This window comes from Erwinia sp. AnSW2-5, from assembly GCF_045107195.1.
In the GTDB taxonomy this organism is placed as follows: domain Bacteria; phylum Pseudomonadota; class Gammaproteobacteria; order Enterobacterales; family Enterobacteriaceae; genus Erwinia.
Genome location: NZ_JBJGXA010000036.1, coordinates 21,912 through 36,601, shown reverse-complemented (window position 1 = coordinate 36,601; position 14,690 = coordinate 21,912). Strand labels below are relative to the sequence as shown.

At 50.3% G+C, this 14,690-nt stretch carries 16 protein-coding genes; 3 read left to right on the top strand and 13 right to left on the bottom strand.

Annotated elements, in window-relative coordinates; all coding sequences use genetic code 11:
• Positions 1-160 precede the first annotated feature (160 nt).
• Complete coding sequence (gene glmU / locus ACFL9S_RS20590; RefSeq protein ID WP_405263708.1) at positions 161-1,531, bottom strand: bifunctional UDP-N-acetylglucosamine diphosphorylase/glucosamine-1-phosphate N-acetyltransferase GlmU; 1,371 nt, start codon at positions 1,529-1,531, stop codon at positions 161-163.
• 309 nt (positions 1,532-1,840) lie between these two features.
• Between glmU and ACFL9S_RS20585 the strand changes: the two genes are divergently transcribed.
• Positions 1,841-2,140, top strand: a complete 300-nt coding sequence (locus ACFL9S_RS20585) for a T6SS amidase immunity protein Tai4 family protein (protein WP_405263780.1) — start codon at positions 1,841-1,843, stop codon at positions 2,138-2,140.
• Positions 2,141-2,302: 162 nt separating this feature from the next.
• Positions 2,303-2,596, top strand: a complete 294-nt coding sequence (locus tag ACFL9S_RS20580; protein ID WP_405263706.1) for a hypothetical protein — start codon at positions 2,303-2,305, stop codon at positions 2,594-2,596.
• 97 nt (positions 2,597-2,693) lie between these two features.
• Here the strand turns inward: ACFL9S_RS20580 and ACFL9S_RS20575 are convergent, their stop codons facing one another.
• The 12 genes from ACFL9S_RS20575 to mioC form a co-directional block, all read right to left on the bottom strand.
• Positions 2,694-3,113, bottom strand: a complete 420-nt coding sequence (locus tag ACFL9S_RS20575) for a F0F1 ATP synthase subunit epsilon (RefSeq protein WP_133844845.1) — start codon at positions 3,111-3,113, stop codon at positions 2,694-2,696.
• A gap of 68 nt (positions 3,114-3,181) precedes the next feature.
• A complete protein-coding gene (gene atpD, locus ACFL9S_RS20570) occupies positions 3,182-4,564 on the bottom strand; it encodes a F0F1 ATP synthase subunit beta (RefSeq protein ID WP_405263705.1) in 1,383 nt (460 codons plus the stop codon).
• A 35-nt stretch (positions 4,565-4,599) separates the two neighbouring features.
• Positions 4,600-5,469 (bottom strand): F0F1 ATP synthase subunit gamma, encoded by an 870-nt coding sequence (atpG, locus tag ACFL9S_RS20565; RefSeq protein WP_405263704.1) that lies wholly within the window; start codon positions 5,467-5,469, stop codon positions 4,600-4,602.
• 54 nt (positions 5,470-5,523) lie between these two features.
• Positions 5,524-7,065 carry a F0F1 ATP synthase subunit alpha gene (atpA, locus tag ACFL9S_RS20560; RefSeq protein WP_133844851.1) on the bottom strand — a complete coding sequence of 514 codons (1,542 nt, stop codon included), beginning with the start codon at positions 7,063-7,065 and terminating at the stop codon, positions 5,524-5,526.
• Positions 7,066-7,079: 14 nt separating this feature from the next.
• Positions 7,080-7,613, bottom strand: coding sequence for a F0F1 ATP synthase subunit delta (gene atpH, locus ACFL9S_RS20555; protein ID WP_405263703.1), 534 nt, complete (start codon positions 7,611-7,613; stop codon positions 7,080-7,082).
• A gap of 11 nt (positions 7,614-7,624) precedes the next feature.
• The gene (atpF, locus tag ACFL9S_RS20550; protein WP_062744106.1) at positions 7,625-8,095 is read right to left on the bottom strand and encodes a F0F1 ATP synthase subunit B; all 471 of its coding nucleotides are present in this window, start codon (positions 8,093-8,095) and stop codon (positions 7,625-7,627) included.
• A 101-nt stretch (positions 8,096-8,196) separates the two neighbouring features.
• The gene (atpE, locus tag ACFL9S_RS20545) at positions 8,197-8,436 is read right to left on the bottom strand and encodes a F0F1 ATP synthase subunit C (protein ID WP_003849523.1); all 240 of its coding nucleotides are present in this window, start codon (positions 8,434-8,436) and stop codon (positions 8,197-8,199) included.
• A 50-nt stretch (positions 8,437-8,486) separates the two neighbouring features.
• Positions 8,487-9,299 (bottom strand): F0F1 ATP synthase subunit A, encoded by an 813-nt coding sequence (gene atpB / locus ACFL9S_RS20540; protein WP_405263701.1) that lies wholly within the window; start codon positions 9,297-9,299, stop codon positions 8,487-8,489.
• A gap of 8 nt (positions 9,300-9,307) precedes the next feature.
• The gene (atpI, locus tag ACFL9S_RS20535) at positions 9,308-9,688 is read right to left on the bottom strand and encodes a F0F1 ATP synthase subunit I (protein ID WP_405263699.1); all 381 of its coding nucleotides are present in this window, start codon (positions 9,686-9,688) and stop codon (positions 9,308-9,310) included.
• Between the two features lie 824 nt (positions 9,689-10,512).
• Positions 10,513-11,133, bottom strand: a complete 621-nt coding sequence (gene rsmG / locus ACFL9S_RS20530) for a 16S rRNA (guanine(527)-N(7))-methyltransferase RsmG (RefSeq protein ID WP_405263698.1) — start codon at positions 11,131-11,133, stop codon at positions 10,513-10,515.
• A complete protein-coding gene (gene mnmG / locus ACFL9S_RS20525; protein ID WP_405263697.1) occupies positions 11,130-13,019 on the bottom strand; it encodes a tRNA uridine-5-carboxymethylaminomethyl(34) synthesis enzyme MnmG in 1,890 nt (629 codons plus the stop codon). The genes rsmG and mnmG overlap by 4 nt, the downstream gene beginning before the upstream one ends.
• Before the next feature lie 466 nt (positions 13,020-13,485).
• Positions 13,486-13,926, bottom strand: coding sequence for an FMN-binding protein MioC (mioC, locus tag ACFL9S_RS20520; protein ID WP_405263696.1), 441 nt, complete (start codon positions 13,924-13,926; stop codon positions 13,486-13,488).
• A gap of 399 nt (positions 13,927-14,325) precedes the next feature.
• Here mioC and ACFL9S_RS20515 point away from each other — a divergent pair, with 399 nt between their 5' ends.
• Complete coding sequence (locus ACFL9S_RS20515) at positions 14,326-14,649, top strand: DUF2645 family protein (RefSeq protein WP_405263695.1); 324 nt, start codon at positions 14,326-14,328, stop codon at positions 14,647-14,649.
• Positions 14,650-14,690 lie beyond the last annotated feature (41 nt).

Genomic DNA, 14,690 nt, shown 5'->3' with positions numbered 1-14,690 from the left:
ATTATTTTCCTGACATGATGGCGGTAAGCCATCAGCGTTGTCTTCTGACCTGATTGTTCCGGTATGTCCGGGTTCCCCGAGCCTTGTAGAGATTGGGGATTATTTTTATAGGTACTGCTTTTTATTTACAGGCTGAAATCGAGTTCAGCCCGATGAAAACTTACTTTTTCTTTTCGGGGCGCTGCCAGCTTGCTTTCAGCTGCTGTTCTTTACGGTTATACACCAGCCCTGCCGCCGGAACGTTTTTCATAATGGTGGTACCGGCTGCAATGGTGGCCCCGGCGGCTACCGTTACCGGCGCAATCAGCTGGGTATCTGAACCGACAAACACATCATCACCGATGATGGTTTTCGATTTATTGACGCCATCGTAGTTACAGGTAATGGTGCCTGCACCAATATTCACATTAGCCCCGATTTCCGCGTCCCCGAGGTAACTCAGATGCCCCGCTTTAGAGCCTTTACCCAGGCGCGCTTTTTTCATCTCGACGAAGTTGCCCACGTGCGCCCCTTCAGCCAGCTCAGTGCCCGGACGTAAACGAGCAAATGGCCCAACGGTACAACCCGACTCCAGCTGCGCATCTTCAATTACGCTGTAAGGGCTGATCACGCTGTCATCCGCAATCACGCTGTTTTTAATCACACAGCCGCTACCGATTTTCACCCGGTGGCCCAACGTGACCTTGCCTTCGATGATCACATTGGTATCAATCACCACATCACGGCCGTGTATCAGTTCACCACGCAGATCGAAACGCGCCGGGTCGAGTAACATCACTCCCGCCAGCAGCAGTTTTTCAGCCTGCTCAGCCTGGTACACGCGCTCCAGCGTGGCCAGTTGCAGACGATTGTTCACGCCTTCGGTTTCTGTGGTTCTTGCCGGATGCACCGCCGCGATCTGACGGCCTTCCTGATGAGCAAGGGCGATAATATCGGTAATGTAGTATTCGCCCTGCGCGTTGTTATTGTTCAGCTTGCTCAGCCAGCGCTTCAGATCGGCGCCGTTAGCCAGCAAAATGCCGGTGTTGATTTCGTTAATCAGCAGTTGTTCAGGGGCCGCGTCTTTTTGTTCGATAATGCCCACCACCTGGCCCGCTTCGCGGATAATGCGCCCGTAACCAGTTGGGTTGTCCAGAATGACGGTCAGCAGGCCAATGCCGCCCTGCGGTTTTGCCACCTGCAGCTTGCGCAGCGTGTCCACAGAGATCAGCGGCACATCGCCATACAGCATCAAAATGTCTTCGTCATCGGCGAAGTGAGGGGAGGCCTGCTGCATGGCATGGCCCGTTCCCAGCTGTTCCGCCTGCAACACCCAGTTGAGTGAGCTATCAGTCAGCGTTTGTTTAAGCAGCTCTCCGCCGTGACCGTAAACCAGATGCACATGCTGAGCGCCCAAATGGTTTGCCGCATCAATAACATGTTTGACCATCGGTTTCCCGGCGAGGGTATGCAGGACCTTCGGGAGATCGGAGTACATTCGGGTTCCTTTACCAGCGGCAAGGATCACCACGCTCATAGCACTGTTTGACATACGCGTCCTGAATCTGTTTAGTGGGAGAAGTAAATCGATTTATCCTTGAAAATTCTACATATTTTGCAGAAAAAAACGTACAGCCAGAAAAGCCTCGATCCGGAGATGATTTCCCCCCTTTATCGCAGCAGAAAGCACGGCTGACAGGGTAAATCTGTCGATTTATGCCCAGTTTAGCGTGCAAAATCTGCTATGCCACTGGTTTATCGCTTATTTCATAAAGCGAATAAAGAGCACACTCCGTGACGGCTATGATTCAGGGAACGCTGAGAAGGGTCACCGTACCCGGTTTCATGGAATCAACTATATATCTGGAAACACTGTTACTTTGCCTTAAGCCAGTGCCTGGCGAATGGTTTTTCTGATAAGAGCGTAAAAGAAGATGCGCTGGCTGCCGTGGGAGCTTACGTCGAACGAGGATCCTATCCCGCTGAAGTTTATGAAGAAACCACCGACCTTGCTCATCAATTTATCAAAAAGAAATATATGAGCAAAGAGGGGAATGCAGCGCTTATCGTGATGAAGTGCATTGATTTATCCCGAAGCAATGAGCTGGTGGCGATTAAACAGAAATATGCGCATTCAGCGGCAGATGTCGGTACACCTTAGAGCTTAGGCCACCAACGTAATGGGGAAATATTTACATTTAGCTAAATTATTGTCTTATAAAATAAATTTTTTATTATTCCCATAAAAAAAAAAGCCAATACAATTAAAAATGATTAGCAACGAGCTAATTTCACTATAGAAAAACCAACAAGGATTGTATTTATGAAAATATTAAGTCAGCATCAAATTGAGCAGGTTAACGGTGCATGGGCATCTTCAGTATCTGATTCTATTCAGGGAGCCCTGTGGGGATTGGGTGATGGTGCAATGACCGGTATGGCTATTGCCGGTAAATATGGTGGTGGTGGTGGCTGGGGCTTTGGTGGGTTAGCACAGCTGGTCGGCTATGCCTTTACTCCTTTCGTTGGTGGCCTAATCGGATCTATTGGTGGGCTACTTTTCGGCCGCGATAAGATGGCTTCTGTATTAGAAAATTACCGAAGCACCCTTGGTTAAACATAACTAACGCTTCATGCTGTGGCAATTATTGCCTACGCATAAATAAAAAAAACCGGTCAGTTTCCTGACCGGCTTTTTGATGTTTAAACCTGAATTACATCGCTTTTTTGGTCAACTCGATCACACGCAGTTTGGCGATCGCTTTAGCCAGTTCCGCAGACGCCATCGCGAAGTCAACATCACCGTGAGAGCTGTTCATATGCTCTTCAGCTTTGCGTTTCGCTTCCAGCGCGCGAGCTTCATCAAGATCGCTGCCGCGGATCGCCGTGTCAGCCAGTACGGTAACCGCACCTGGCTGCACTTCCAACACGCCACCGGAAAGGTATATAACCTCTTCGTCGCCGTGCTGTTTGACGATGCGAATCATACCAGGCTTAATGGCGGTCAGAAGCGGGGCGTGGTTTGGGCGAATACCCAACTCACCTTCGCTACCTGATACCTGGATGCTCTGTACAGTGCCTGTGAACATTTGCAGTTCTGCGCTGACAACGTCCAGGTGAAATGTCATAGCCATTGTTAATCTCCTGGGAAACGTTCCCCTTCATACTTCAGACAACGTGCCGAAATAATCAGGGGAGACGATTACAGTTTCTTCGCTTTTTCCACGGCTTCTTCGATAGAACCGACCATGTAGAAAGCCTGCTCTGGCATATGGTCGAATTCACCTTCCATGATGCCTTTAAAGCCACGGATGGTATCTTTCAGAGACACGTATTTGCCCGGAGAACCGGTGAATACTTCTGCCACGAAGAACGGCTGGGACAGGAAACGCTGCATCTTACGAGAGCGAGCTACCACCAGTTTGTCTTCTTCAGACAGTTCATCCATACCCAGGATGGCGATGATGTCTTTCAGTTCCTGATAACGCTGCAGCAGTGACTGAACGCCACGCGCAGTGTCATAGTGTTCCTGACCAACAACCAGTGGATCCAGCTGACGGCTGGTTGAATCCAGTGGGTCAACCGCCGGGTAGATACCCAGGGAAGCAATCTGACGGCTCAGTACCACGGTTGCATCTAAGTGAGCAAAGGTGGTGGCTGGAGACGGGTCAGTCAAGTCATCCGCAGGAACGTAAACGGCCTGTACAGACGTGATTGAACCGGTTTTAGTCGAGGTGATACGTTCCTGCAGAACGCCCATCTCTTCCGCCAGCGTTGGCTGATAACCTACTGCAGAAGGCATACGACCCAGTAGTGCTGATACTTCAGTACCGGCCAGGGTGTAACGATAGATGTTATCGATGAACAGCAGAACGTCACGACCTTCGTCACGGAACTTTTCAGCCATAGTCAGGCCAGTCAGCGCTACGCGCAGACGGTTTCCTGGTGGCTCGTTCATCTGGCCATAGACCAGGGAAACTTTATCGATAACGTTGGAGTCGGTCATTTCGTGGTAGAAGTCGTTACCCTCACGAGTACGCTCACCCACGCCAGCAAATACCGAGAAACCTGAGTGTTCTGCCGCGATGTTGCGGATCAGTTCCATCATGTTTACGGTTTTACCTACACCCGCACCACCGAACAGCCCCACTTTACCGCCCTTGGCGAACGGACACATCAGGTCGATAACCTTGATGCCGGTTTCCAGCAGTTCCTGCGAGTTAGACTGATCTTCGTACGAAGGTGCTGCGCGGTGAATTGCCCAGCGCTCTTCTTCGCCGATATCGCCTTTCATATCGATTGGCTCACCCAGCACGTTCATGATACGGCCGAGTGTGGCAACACCGACAGGGACTTCAATTGGGTGCTGAAGGTCAACCGCTTCCAGGCCACGTTTCAGGCCGTCGGAAGAACCCATCGCGATGGTACGAACCACACCGCCGCCCAACTGCTGCTGAACTTCCAGCACCAGACGAACATCACCATTTTTAACCTCAAGGGCGCTGTACACTTGTGGTACTGCGTCCTGAGGGAATTCGACGTCAACTACGGCGCCGATTACCTGGACAATCTTTCCAGTAGCCATCTTGAATCCTCTACCTAAATTCTGCGTATACCTGGTTAAACCGCGGAGGCCCCACCGACAATTTCGGTAAGTTCCTGGGTGATGCTGGCCTGACGAGCTTTGTTGTATACCAACTGAAGCTCTTTGATCAGGTTTCCGCCGTTATCGGTCGCGGCTTTCATCGCCACCATTCGCGCGGCCTGCTCGCTGGCCAGGTTTTCAACAACACCCTGGTAAACCTGAGACTCGACGTAGCGACGCAGCAATGTATCCAGCAGCGCTTTCGGATCGGGTTCATACAGATAGTCCCAGGTACTCTTCTTCACAACGCCTTCCGCATCATCTGCTGGCGGTAACGGCAGCAGCTGTACGATCTGTGGAGACTGAGACATGGTGTTGATAAATTTGTTGCTGACAATAAACAGCTTGTCGAGACGGCCTTCATCGTATGCTTGCAGCATCACTTTGACCGGGCCAATCAGGTCTGACAGCGCAGGTTTATCACCCATACCGCTTACCTGAGCAACCACGTTGCCGCCAACAGAGCCGAAGAATGACTGCCCTTTAGAACCGATAACCGCCAGATCACTCTCGACGCCTTTATCAGACCAGGCCTTCATATCTGCCAGCACTCTTTTGAACAGGTTAATGTTCAAACCACCACAAAGCCCGCGGTCGGTAGATACGACCAGATAGCCAACGCGTTTAACGTCGCGCTCATCCAGGTAAGGGTGCTTGTATTCCAGATTACCTAACGCAATGTGACCAATCACTTTGCGCATGGTCTCTGCATAAGGACGGCTGGCCGCCATGCGTTCTTGCGATTTACGCATTTTGGAGGCGGCGACCATTTCCATCGCTTTGGTGATCTTCTGCGTGTTTTGCACGCTGCCGATCTTACTACGTATCTCTTTTGCGCCGGCCATAAGCTTCTCCTCAAAGCCTTGCGGCCTGCCCCCTAAGGGACAAGCCGCCAGACATTACCAGGACTGGGTTGCTTTAAACGTTTCGAGGAGGCCTTTCAGCTTCTCTTCGATTTCGCCGTTATAGTTACCAGACTGGTTGATATCAGCCATCAGCTCTGCGTGATCGCGATCGGCAAATGCCAGCAGTGCTGCTTCGAAGCTACCGATTTTCGCCAATTCGACGTCATTCAGGAAGCCGCGCTCGGCAGCAAACAGAACCAGACCCTGCTGCGCTACGGACATCGGCGCATACTGTTTCTGTTTCAACAGCTCGGTCACTTTCTGACCGTGGCTCAGCTGTTTGCGGGTTGCTTCATCCAGATCGGATGCGAACTGAGAGAACGCAGCCAGTTCACGATACTGTGCCAGAGCGGTACGAATACCACCGGACAGTTTCTTGATGATCTTGGTCTGAGCAGCACCACCAACACGAGAAACGGAGATACCCGGGTTAACAGCCGGACGAATACCGGAGTTAAACAGGTTAGTTTCCAGGAAGATCTGACCATCGGTAATCGAGATTACGTTGGTTGGAACGAACGCAGAAACGTCACCCGCCTGGGTTTCGATAATTGGCAACGCGGTCAGTGAACCGGTTTTACCTTTCACTTCACCGTTGGTGAAACGCTCAACATAGTCGGCGCTCACACGGGAAGCACGCTCCAGCAAACGGGAGTGGAGGTAAAACACGTCGCCAGGGAAGGCTTCACGACCTGGTGGACGGCGCAGCAACAGAGAAACCTGACGGTAAGCAACAGCCTGTTTAGACAGGTCATCGTATACAATCAGCGCGTCTTCGCCGCGGTCACGGAAGTATTCGCCCATGGCGCAACCGGCATACGGAGCCAGGTATTGCAGAGCAGCAGACTCAGAGGCAGTCGCAACAACAACGATGGTGTTAGCCAGCGCGTTGTGTTCTTCCAGTTTGCGTACCACGTTAGCGATGGTAGAGGCTTTCTGGCCGATAGCAACGTACACACATTTGATGCCTGAATCGCGCTGGTTGATGATCGCATCGATCGCCATCGCGGTTTTACCGGTCTGACGGTCACCGATGATCAGCTCACGCTGGCCACGGCCGATTGGAATCATTGCATCGACAGATTTGTAACCAGTCTGTACAGGCTGGTCAACGGACTGACGATCGATAACGCCAGGTGCAATCACTTCGATCGGTGAGAAACCGTCGTTGTCGATAGCGCCTTTACCGTCAATTGGTGCACCCAGGGTGTTCACCACGCGGCCTAACAGACCACGGCCAACCGGCACTTCCAGGATACGGCCAGTACACTTAACCTTCATGCCTTCGGCGAGGTCAGCGTATGGGCCCATCACTACTGCACCAACAGAGTCACGCTCCAGGTTCAGTGCGATTGCGTAACGGTTACCCGGCAGGGCAATCATCTCACCCTGCATCACATCGGCCAGGCCGTTGACGCGGATGATACCGTCACTTACAGAAACAATAGTACCTTCGTTGTGAGCTTCGCTCACTACATTGAACTGAGCAATGCGCTGCTTGATCAGTTCGCTGATTTCGGTGGAATTCAGTTGCATATGCTCCAGTCCCCTTAAGACTGCAAGACGTCTGCGAGGCGTTCAAGACGACCGCGTACGCTTCCGTCAATGACCATATCACCCGCTCGGATGATTACGCCTGCCATTACAGACTTATCAATTTTGCAATTCAGCTTAACTTTGCGTGACAGACGTTTTTCCATCGCGCTGCTGATTTTGGTCAGCTGTTCATCGCTCAATGTTACGGAAGAGATAACTTCAACCTCGGCGGTCGCATCATGTGCGGCACGCAGTTGGATGAACTGTTCCAGAACAGCGGCAAGCGCAGGCAAACGTTTGTTTTCAGCCATCACCTTAATCAGGTTTTGGCCGGCTTCGTCGAGTTGGTCACCACAGATTGCGATGAACGCGCCAGACAACGCTTCCGGCGCCAGAGCGCCGGAAAGAAGTTCTGATACCTGTTCATTGCCAGCCACTTCGGCGGCAAACGCTAGCATCTGCTGCCAGCGATCGATACTTTGATGTTCAACCGCAAAGTCAAAAGCGGCTTTAGCGTAGGGGCGAGCTACGGTAGTAAATTCAGACATCAGCCCCTCCCTTACAGTTCAGCGACCAGTTTATCAACGATGTCGCTGTTAGCAGCTTCATCCACGGAACGTTCAATGATTTTCTCGGCGCCGGCGACAGCCAGCATCGCGACCTGCTTGCGCAGCTCTTCACGTGCACGTTTGCGTTCGGCATCAATTTCTGCCTGCGCCTGAGTGACGATCTTGCTACGTTCCTGTTCAGCCTCAGCTTTAGCTTCGTCCAGGATCTGAGCGCGGCGTTTGTTCGCCTGCTCGATGATTACCTGAGCGTCTTCTTTCGCTTTTTTCAACTGATCGGTCGCATTAGCCTGCGCGAGATCCAGATCTTTCTTGGCACGTTCAGCGGAAGCAAGGCCTTCAGCAACTTCTTTCTGGCGCTTTTCGATAGCGGCCATAAGCGGCGGCCATACGTACTTCATGCAGAACGCTACGAACAGGATGAACGCGATAGCCTGGCCGAGGATTGTTGCGTTAATGTTCACAGCACAATGCCTCTTGTTAAGTTAACGTTTTCTGCCGCTGTCATTCACAGCGGCAGAATCCGTTCATCGCTATACGTAAGTACAGCGATGAACAAACGGTTTTACGCGACAGCAAACATCACGTACAGACCCAGACCAACAGCGATCATCGGGATTGCATCCACCAGACCCATTACAACAAAGAACTGCGTACGCAGCAGAGGAATCAGATCCGGTTGGCGTGCGGCGCCTTCCAGGAATTTGCCTCCGAGGATGCCGATACCGATCGCAGCACCGATTGCCGCCAGGCCCATCATCACAGCGGCAGCCATGTACAGCAGATCCATATTCAGGTTTTCCATGACAGTCTCCAGTTTGTTTCAGTTAAAACGCAGTAGTGTTGAGAAAAAAATCAATGTTCTTCAGATGCCATCGACAGATAGACAATCGTTAAGACCATGAAAATGAAAGCCTGCAACGAGATGATCAGTATGTGGAAAATGGCCCAAGGCACACTCAGAATCCACTGTGACCACCACGGCAACAGACCGGCAATCAGGATAAAAATCAATTCACCCGCATACATGTTTCCGAACAGTCGCAGACCCAGAGATACCGGTTTGGACAGCAGGCTCACACCTTCCAGAATCAGGTTGATCGGAATGAACACAGGGTGGTTGAAGGGTTGCAGAGTCAGCTCTTTAGTAAAGCCGCCAATGCCTTTCATCTTGATGCTGTAGAACAGAATCAAAATAAATACGCCAAGGGCCATCGACAACGTAACGTTCACGTCAGCAGAAGGCACCACACGCATCGCTGGTAACCCCATCAACCCGGCAATATGCGGAAGCAAATCGATAGGCAACAGGTCCATAAAGTTCATCAGGAATACCCAGACGAAAACCGTCAGGGCCAGCGGAGCGATAAGTTTGCTTTTACCGTGGTACATGTCGCGCACGTTGTCGTCAACGAAACCAACAACTAACTCAACAGCGGCCTGTAATTTGCCCGGCACGCCGCTGGTCGCTGATTTCGCTACTTGGCGAAACAGCACCAGGAACACCAGTCCCAGCACCACAGAGAAAAACATGGAGTCGATATTTAATACCCAGAACGACGGTGCGTCGTGCGGATTCACTAGCTCGAAGGTACGCAGGTCCAACTGAAGGTTCTTCAGATGGTGGCCTATGTATTCTTGCGGCGTAGAGATTTCTCCTGCAGCCATGATGCCTCTTACCCTTTGTTGTTAATTACAGCCGGTGCGACGATTTGCACAATCAGCACCGATAACCAGGCCAGTCCCAGCGGCGTAAACGCCGCCTTAAACACTCCCAGCGCCAAGATAATCACGAGGACAGTAACGAGGACCTTCAACGCTTCACCTAACGCAAAAGTCCAGGCAAGCCGTCCCGTCACTTCATGCCCCGCCTGGTGGCGCCAGGCAAAAATCATAAACAACACGTTTGGCAGCCAGGCTGCCAGCCCACCGGCAAGGGCGGACACGCCCCAGGTCAGGTCTTTAAAGCAAAACAGCGCACCGACTACGACGAAAGTCGCTAACTGCCACAGCAGTATAGTTCGGGCAAATTTAACTCTGTAAAGGGACACTGACATGACGCTGAAACTCTCCTGCCCCGAAAGGGGTATGTCGCGTGTCGTATAAAACTGCCTTTGCTCTTTTGAGTCAAGCAGCAAAAACCGTGCAAATTATACGGTGCGCACCTGTGATTTCAATCGATAAGTAGAGAAAAGGTGAACAATTATTTAAATTTCTTTCCAGCAGCCTATTTTCAAAAACCAATGACAATGGCTGCTTATCGACTTTTTTCTGCAATGCCCGCGAACTCAAGCTTACAAAGCGTGCGGAAGATCACAAATTAGTAATGTAATGGCGAACAATCAGATCGCCTCTTGAATAAACCCGAATTAAATAAACCAACAAAAACCATTAATATCATAAACATAGTTATAGATTTTGTAAAAAAACACGGTTATGTCGATTAAAAGGTCTTATTGACATCCGTAGCAAATATTTAACATCGTTCAGGTCATCACTCACGCCAATTTATTAGAACAATATATTTTCCTGCGTGACTATTTTATCCCTAAAACATCGAAAAAATATGACTCAAGTGATAAATAAATGTGAAAATTAAGTTAAATGTAACAGAGATTTTCAGATAATTTCCGCCGAGTGATTTAACCCGATGGTAACAGCTCCGTCCAGGCAAATTTTCGCAAAAAAAATCTTTGTATGAGCACATTTTGAATACCCATACTAAAAATGTGCTATTGATTCGCAAAAAAGTCATATAATTTCAGAGGTTAACTATCACTAAAATATTCTTTTTGCCCGTTAAAAGGGCCGATAATTGTGATAAAAAAACCCATCAGCGCTGAAAAAACAGGCTGATGGGCTATTTTCAGAGTGCTCAATATCAGGCAGAAGGGGTAATAATCACCAGATGGCGCTCGCCTTCGAGCTGAGGAACGCTCAGTGGGAGAACGTTTTCAACCCTCAAACCAGCAGGTAATGCCGCGATTTCATCTTCAGGTAATACGCCTTTTAACGCGTAAAAACGCCCCTGCTGGCCAGGCAAATGATGGCACCAGGTGACCATATCGGTCAGCGAGGCAAATGCTCTGCTAATCACGCCATCAAAAGGCGGCTCGGCAGGAAAGTCTTCTACGCGGCTCTGTACAGGCGAAATATTTTCCAGCTTCAGCTCATGCTGTACCTGCTTAAGAAAGCGTACACGCTTGCCCAGGCTGTCCAGTAGCGTGAAATGAGACTGCGGCCTGACAATGGCTAACGGAATACCGGGTAATCCAGGGCCGGTACCAACATCGATAAACCGCTCACCCACAAGATGAGGTTCCACCACAATACTGTCGAGTATATGGCGAACCAGCATCTGCTCAGGGTCACGCACTGATGTCAGATTGTAGGCTTTATTCCATTTATGCAGCATTTCCACATAACCCACCAGCTGTTGTTTCTGCTGATCGGACAGGGAAATACCGGCGCTTTTTAGCAATACGGATAATTTGTTAATCATGCGCTTTTACGTAAAAGCCCCTGTTTTTTAAGATAAATAAGTAAGATTGAGATAGCAGCAGGTGTAATACCTGAAATACGTGATGCCTGACCAATTGACCCTGGCTTGTGATCGTTGAGCTTCGCGATCACTTCGTTAGAAAGGCCGCTTACCTGGCGGTAATCAAGATCCACTGGCAACAAGGTGTTCTCATTGCGTAGCTGACGATCGATCTCTTCCTGCTGACGGACAATATAGCCTTCGTATTTGACCTGGATCTCTACCTGCTCAGCCGCCTGAGGATCGGTCAATGCCGGGCCAAAGGTGCTCAATGTCATCAGGTTCTGGTAAGTCATTTCGGGACGGCGCAGCAGATCTTCACCACTGGCTTCTTTGGTCAGGCCAGCGCTCAGGAGTGTATTCACTTCAGCCACGCACTCTGATTTTGGATGCACCCAGATATCTCGCAGGCGTTGGCGTTCCAGCTCAATGCTTTCCAGCTTCTCGTTGAAGCGCGCCCAGCGGGCATCGTCCACCAGACCCAGTTCACGACCCGCAGCCGTCAGGCGCAGATCGGCATTATCTTCGCGCAGCATCAGACGATATTCAGCACGCGAGGTAAACATGCGGTACGGCTCTTTCGTGCCGAGTGTGCAGAGATCGTCAACCAGTACGCCAAGGTAGGCCTGATCGCGACGCGGTGCCCAGGTTTCTTTGTCAGCAGACAGACGACCGGCGTTCAGACCTGCCAGCAAGCCCTGTGCAGCGGCTTCTTCGTAACCTGTGGTGCCGTTGATCTGTCCGGCAAAGAACAGACCCTCGATATATTTGCTTTCCAGCGTCGGTTTCAGATCGCGCGGGTCGAAGAAATCGTACTCAATCGCATAGCCAGGACGAACAATTTTGGCATTTTCCATACCCTGCATGGAACGTACGATCTGCATCTGAACGTCAAACGGCAGGCTGGTTGAGATGCCGTTTGGATAAATTTCGTTGCTGGTCAGTCCTTCCGGCTCCAGGAAGATCTGGTGCGCATTACGATCGGCAAAGCGCATGACTTTATCTTCGATCGACGGGCAGTAACGTGGGCCGATCCCTTCGATCACGCCTGCATACATTGGGCTGCGATCGAGGTTATTACGGATCACATCATGGGTTTTCTCATTGGTGTAAGTGATGTAGCACGGCACCTGTTGCGGATGCTGGCTGACATTACCCATAAACGAGAATACCGGCATAGGCGTATCGCCATGCTGCGGGGCCAGTACACTGAAATCAATGGTTCGGGCATCAATACGCGGAGGTGTTCCGGTTTTCAGACGTCCTACACGCAGAGGGAGTTCACGCAGACGACGTGATAACGAGATGGACGGTGGATCGCCAGCACGACCACCGCTGTAGTTGTCCATCCCGATGTGAATTTTACCATCGAGGAACGTTCCGACGGTCAGCACGACGGCTTTGGCACGGAACTTCAGTCCCATCTGGGTTACTGCACCGACCACACGATCGTTTTCGACAATCAGATCTTCAACAGCCTGCTGGAAGATCATCAGATTGGGTTGATTCTCGAGTGCTGTACGTACCGCCTGGCGATACAGTACACGATCGGCCTGAGCACGGGTTGCCCTCACCGCAGGTCCTTTGCTGGCGTTTAGTATCCTAAACTGAATACCCGCCTGGTCAATGGCATGAGCCATCAGTCCGCCCAGTGCGTCCACTTCTTTTACCAGATGTCCTTTTCCGATACCGCCGATCGCTGGGTTGCAGGACATCTGCCCCAGTGTGTCGATGTTATGGGTTAATAACAGGGTTTGTTGACCCATGCGGGCAGCGGCCATCGCTGCTTCCGTTCCCGCATGACCACCACCGATTACGATGACGTCAAAAGGATCTGGATAAAACATGGTACTGCACCTCGCGGTTTGTGCGAATTAAGGGAGTGTTGCTGAGGGCGTGGATTCTACTCAACTTTAGACGATGGCGAAAGCGCCGGGATCTTCGTGTATTAAAAAGAAGATCTTTTTTATTTAGAGATCTCTTTATTAGATCTTCTATTAGGATCGACGATCTCTGTGGATAAGCCTTTTTTGCCGATAAGGATCAAGTGATTAGGCAGGATCATTAGCTGTTAATGATCGGTGATCCTACAACGTATAAGCTGGGATCTAAATGGCATGTTATGCACAGGCTCCGGCAGGTACTCATGTTGTCCTTGGGATAAACACCGGTTATCAGACGGTATTGAGCCTAGTTATCCACAGTTGAATGCGTTAAAACCAGGCAAAAAAGAGCAATATTTACAAAACTCAGGATCTAAAACGGCCAATTTTAGGGATCGGGCAGAGGATCTCCGTCCGATCCGGACAGGATTTAGATCAGTTCTTTCCAGCTTTCTACCCAGACACCGGCAGGATCTTCCGGGATCTCATGTTGAAGCACATCAATATCCAGACGATCGCCAATACGCTGAGCACCCAGTGACGTCAGCAGATCATCAAACTGGATAATGGCACCGCAAAACAGATCGTATTCACGATTACCAATGCCAACAGCCCCGTAGCGCAGGTTGCTCAGATCGGGTTGCTGTTCCTTTATGGCTTCAAACAGTGGCTGAATGTTATCGGGCAGTTCACCGGCACCGTGGGTAGAGCTCACCACAATCCAGATCCCTTCGGTTTTCAGCGCTTCGAACTCAGGCCCATGCAGTGTTTCTGTTGTATGTCCCGCTTCTTCAAGCTTCTCAGCAAGATGATCGGCCACATATTCTGCGCTGCCTAAGGTGCTGCCACTGATTAAGGTAATGTCGGCCATGATGGGATCCCTGAATGATAATGGCGGGCATTGTACGCTGTGATCAGGCTGGGATCTACCTGTGGGTAAGTAGGGGTATTCATAGAGAAGGTGTAAAGCACGCTGGGAAACACCTGTGCATAATTTGATGCACAGGATCGTTGAAAATGGATAGGCCATGTTCCTGATATGCCGATATTGACATTACTATTACTGTGGTTTTAGATGAGCCGGCACAAGGGTGTGCAGCACAGCGTTCATGGAGAGAAGATGGAAGAGAAAAACAATCGATTCTGCCCGAGGGACCAGCAACAGATTTTCCATAAGTGGAATTTTTATGATTTAGCCCGATGGAAGATGCATAAGCACAAGGAGCATGATGTCACGGGGCGGTCTTTTGGAAATATCAGGTGTGCGTGAATGAGTATGTATCTTCCCTTAATAAAGGCACTTATCCCGCTTTATTATTTTTTCTGTCTGATGATGATATGGTCAGGCGCCATGCCGGATTATACCGAACACATTGACGGCGTTAGAATAAAGAATATCTGCGATCTGATGCGTGCCTATGACATGGATGATATCCGGGATGTTACCGGACCGATGACTCTAATGATGATCAGCCCTTTTCTGTACTGGGTTCTGCGAAAAAAATGTAAATCCTGGCTGCCCAATATTTCCTTTATCGTACTTTGCGGTTACTGGCTTTGGTCTTTCTATATCCAGTATGCACTCTGTCGTTAGTCAAGCCATACCCGCCGGACTCACATCTGGCAGGCCAGGAA

Excerpts from the sequence above, each read along its gene's own strand:
- glmU (WP_405263708.1), bottom strand. The coding sequence starts at position 1,531 with ATGTCAAACAGTGCTATGAGCGTGGTGATCCTTGCCGCTGGTAAAGGA.
- ACFL9S_RS20580 (WP_405263706.1), top strand. The coding sequence starts at position 2,303 with ATGAAAATATTAAGTCAGCATCAAATTGAGCAGGTTAACGGTGCATGG.
- ACFL9S_RS20575 (WP_133844845.1), bottom strand. The coding sequence starts at position 3,113 with ATGGCTATGACATTTCACCTGGACGTTGTCAGCGCAGAACTGCAAATG.
- atpD (WP_405263705.1), bottom strand. The coding sequence starts at position 4,564 with ATGGCTACTGGAAAGATTGTCCAGGTAATCGGCGCCGTAGTTGACGTC.
- atpG (WP_405263704.1), bottom strand. The coding sequence starts at position 5,469 with ATGGCCGGCGCAAAAGAGATACGTAGTAAGATCGGCAGCGTGCAAAAC.
- atpA (WP_133844851.1), bottom strand. The coding sequence starts at position 7,065 with ATGCAACTGAATTCCACCGAAATCAGCGAACTGATCAAGCAGCGCATT.
- atpH (WP_405263703.1), bottom strand. The coding sequence starts at position 7,613 with ATGTCTGAATTTACTACCGTAGCTCGCCCCTACGCTAAAGCCGCTTTT.
- atpE (WP_003849523.1), bottom strand. The coding sequence starts at position 8,436 with ATGGAAAACCTGAATATGGATCTGCTGTACATGGCTGCCGCTGTGATG.
- atpB (WP_405263701.1), bottom strand. The coding sequence starts at position 9,299 with ATGGCTGCAGGAGAAATCTCTACGCCGCAAGAATACATAGGCCACCAT.
- atpI (WP_405263699.1), bottom strand. The coding sequence starts at position 9,688 with ATGTCAGTGTCCCTTTACAGAGTTAAATTTGCCCGAACTATACTGCTG.
- rsmG (WP_405263698.1), bottom strand. The coding sequence starts at position 11,133 with ATGATTAACAAATTATCCGTATTGCTAAAAAGCGCCGGTATTTCCCTG.
- mnmG (WP_405263697.1), bottom strand. The coding sequence starts at position 13,019 with ATGTTTTATCCAGATCCTTTTGACGTCATCGTAATCGGTGGTGGTCAT.
- mioC (WP_405263696.1), bottom strand. The coding sequence starts at position 13,926 with ATGGCCGACATTACCTTAATCAGTGGCAGCACCTTAGGCAGCGCAGAA.
- ACFL9S_RS20515 (WP_405263695.1), top strand. The coding sequence starts at position 14,326 with ATGAGTATGTATCTTCCCTTAATAAAGGCACTTATCCCGCTTTATTAT.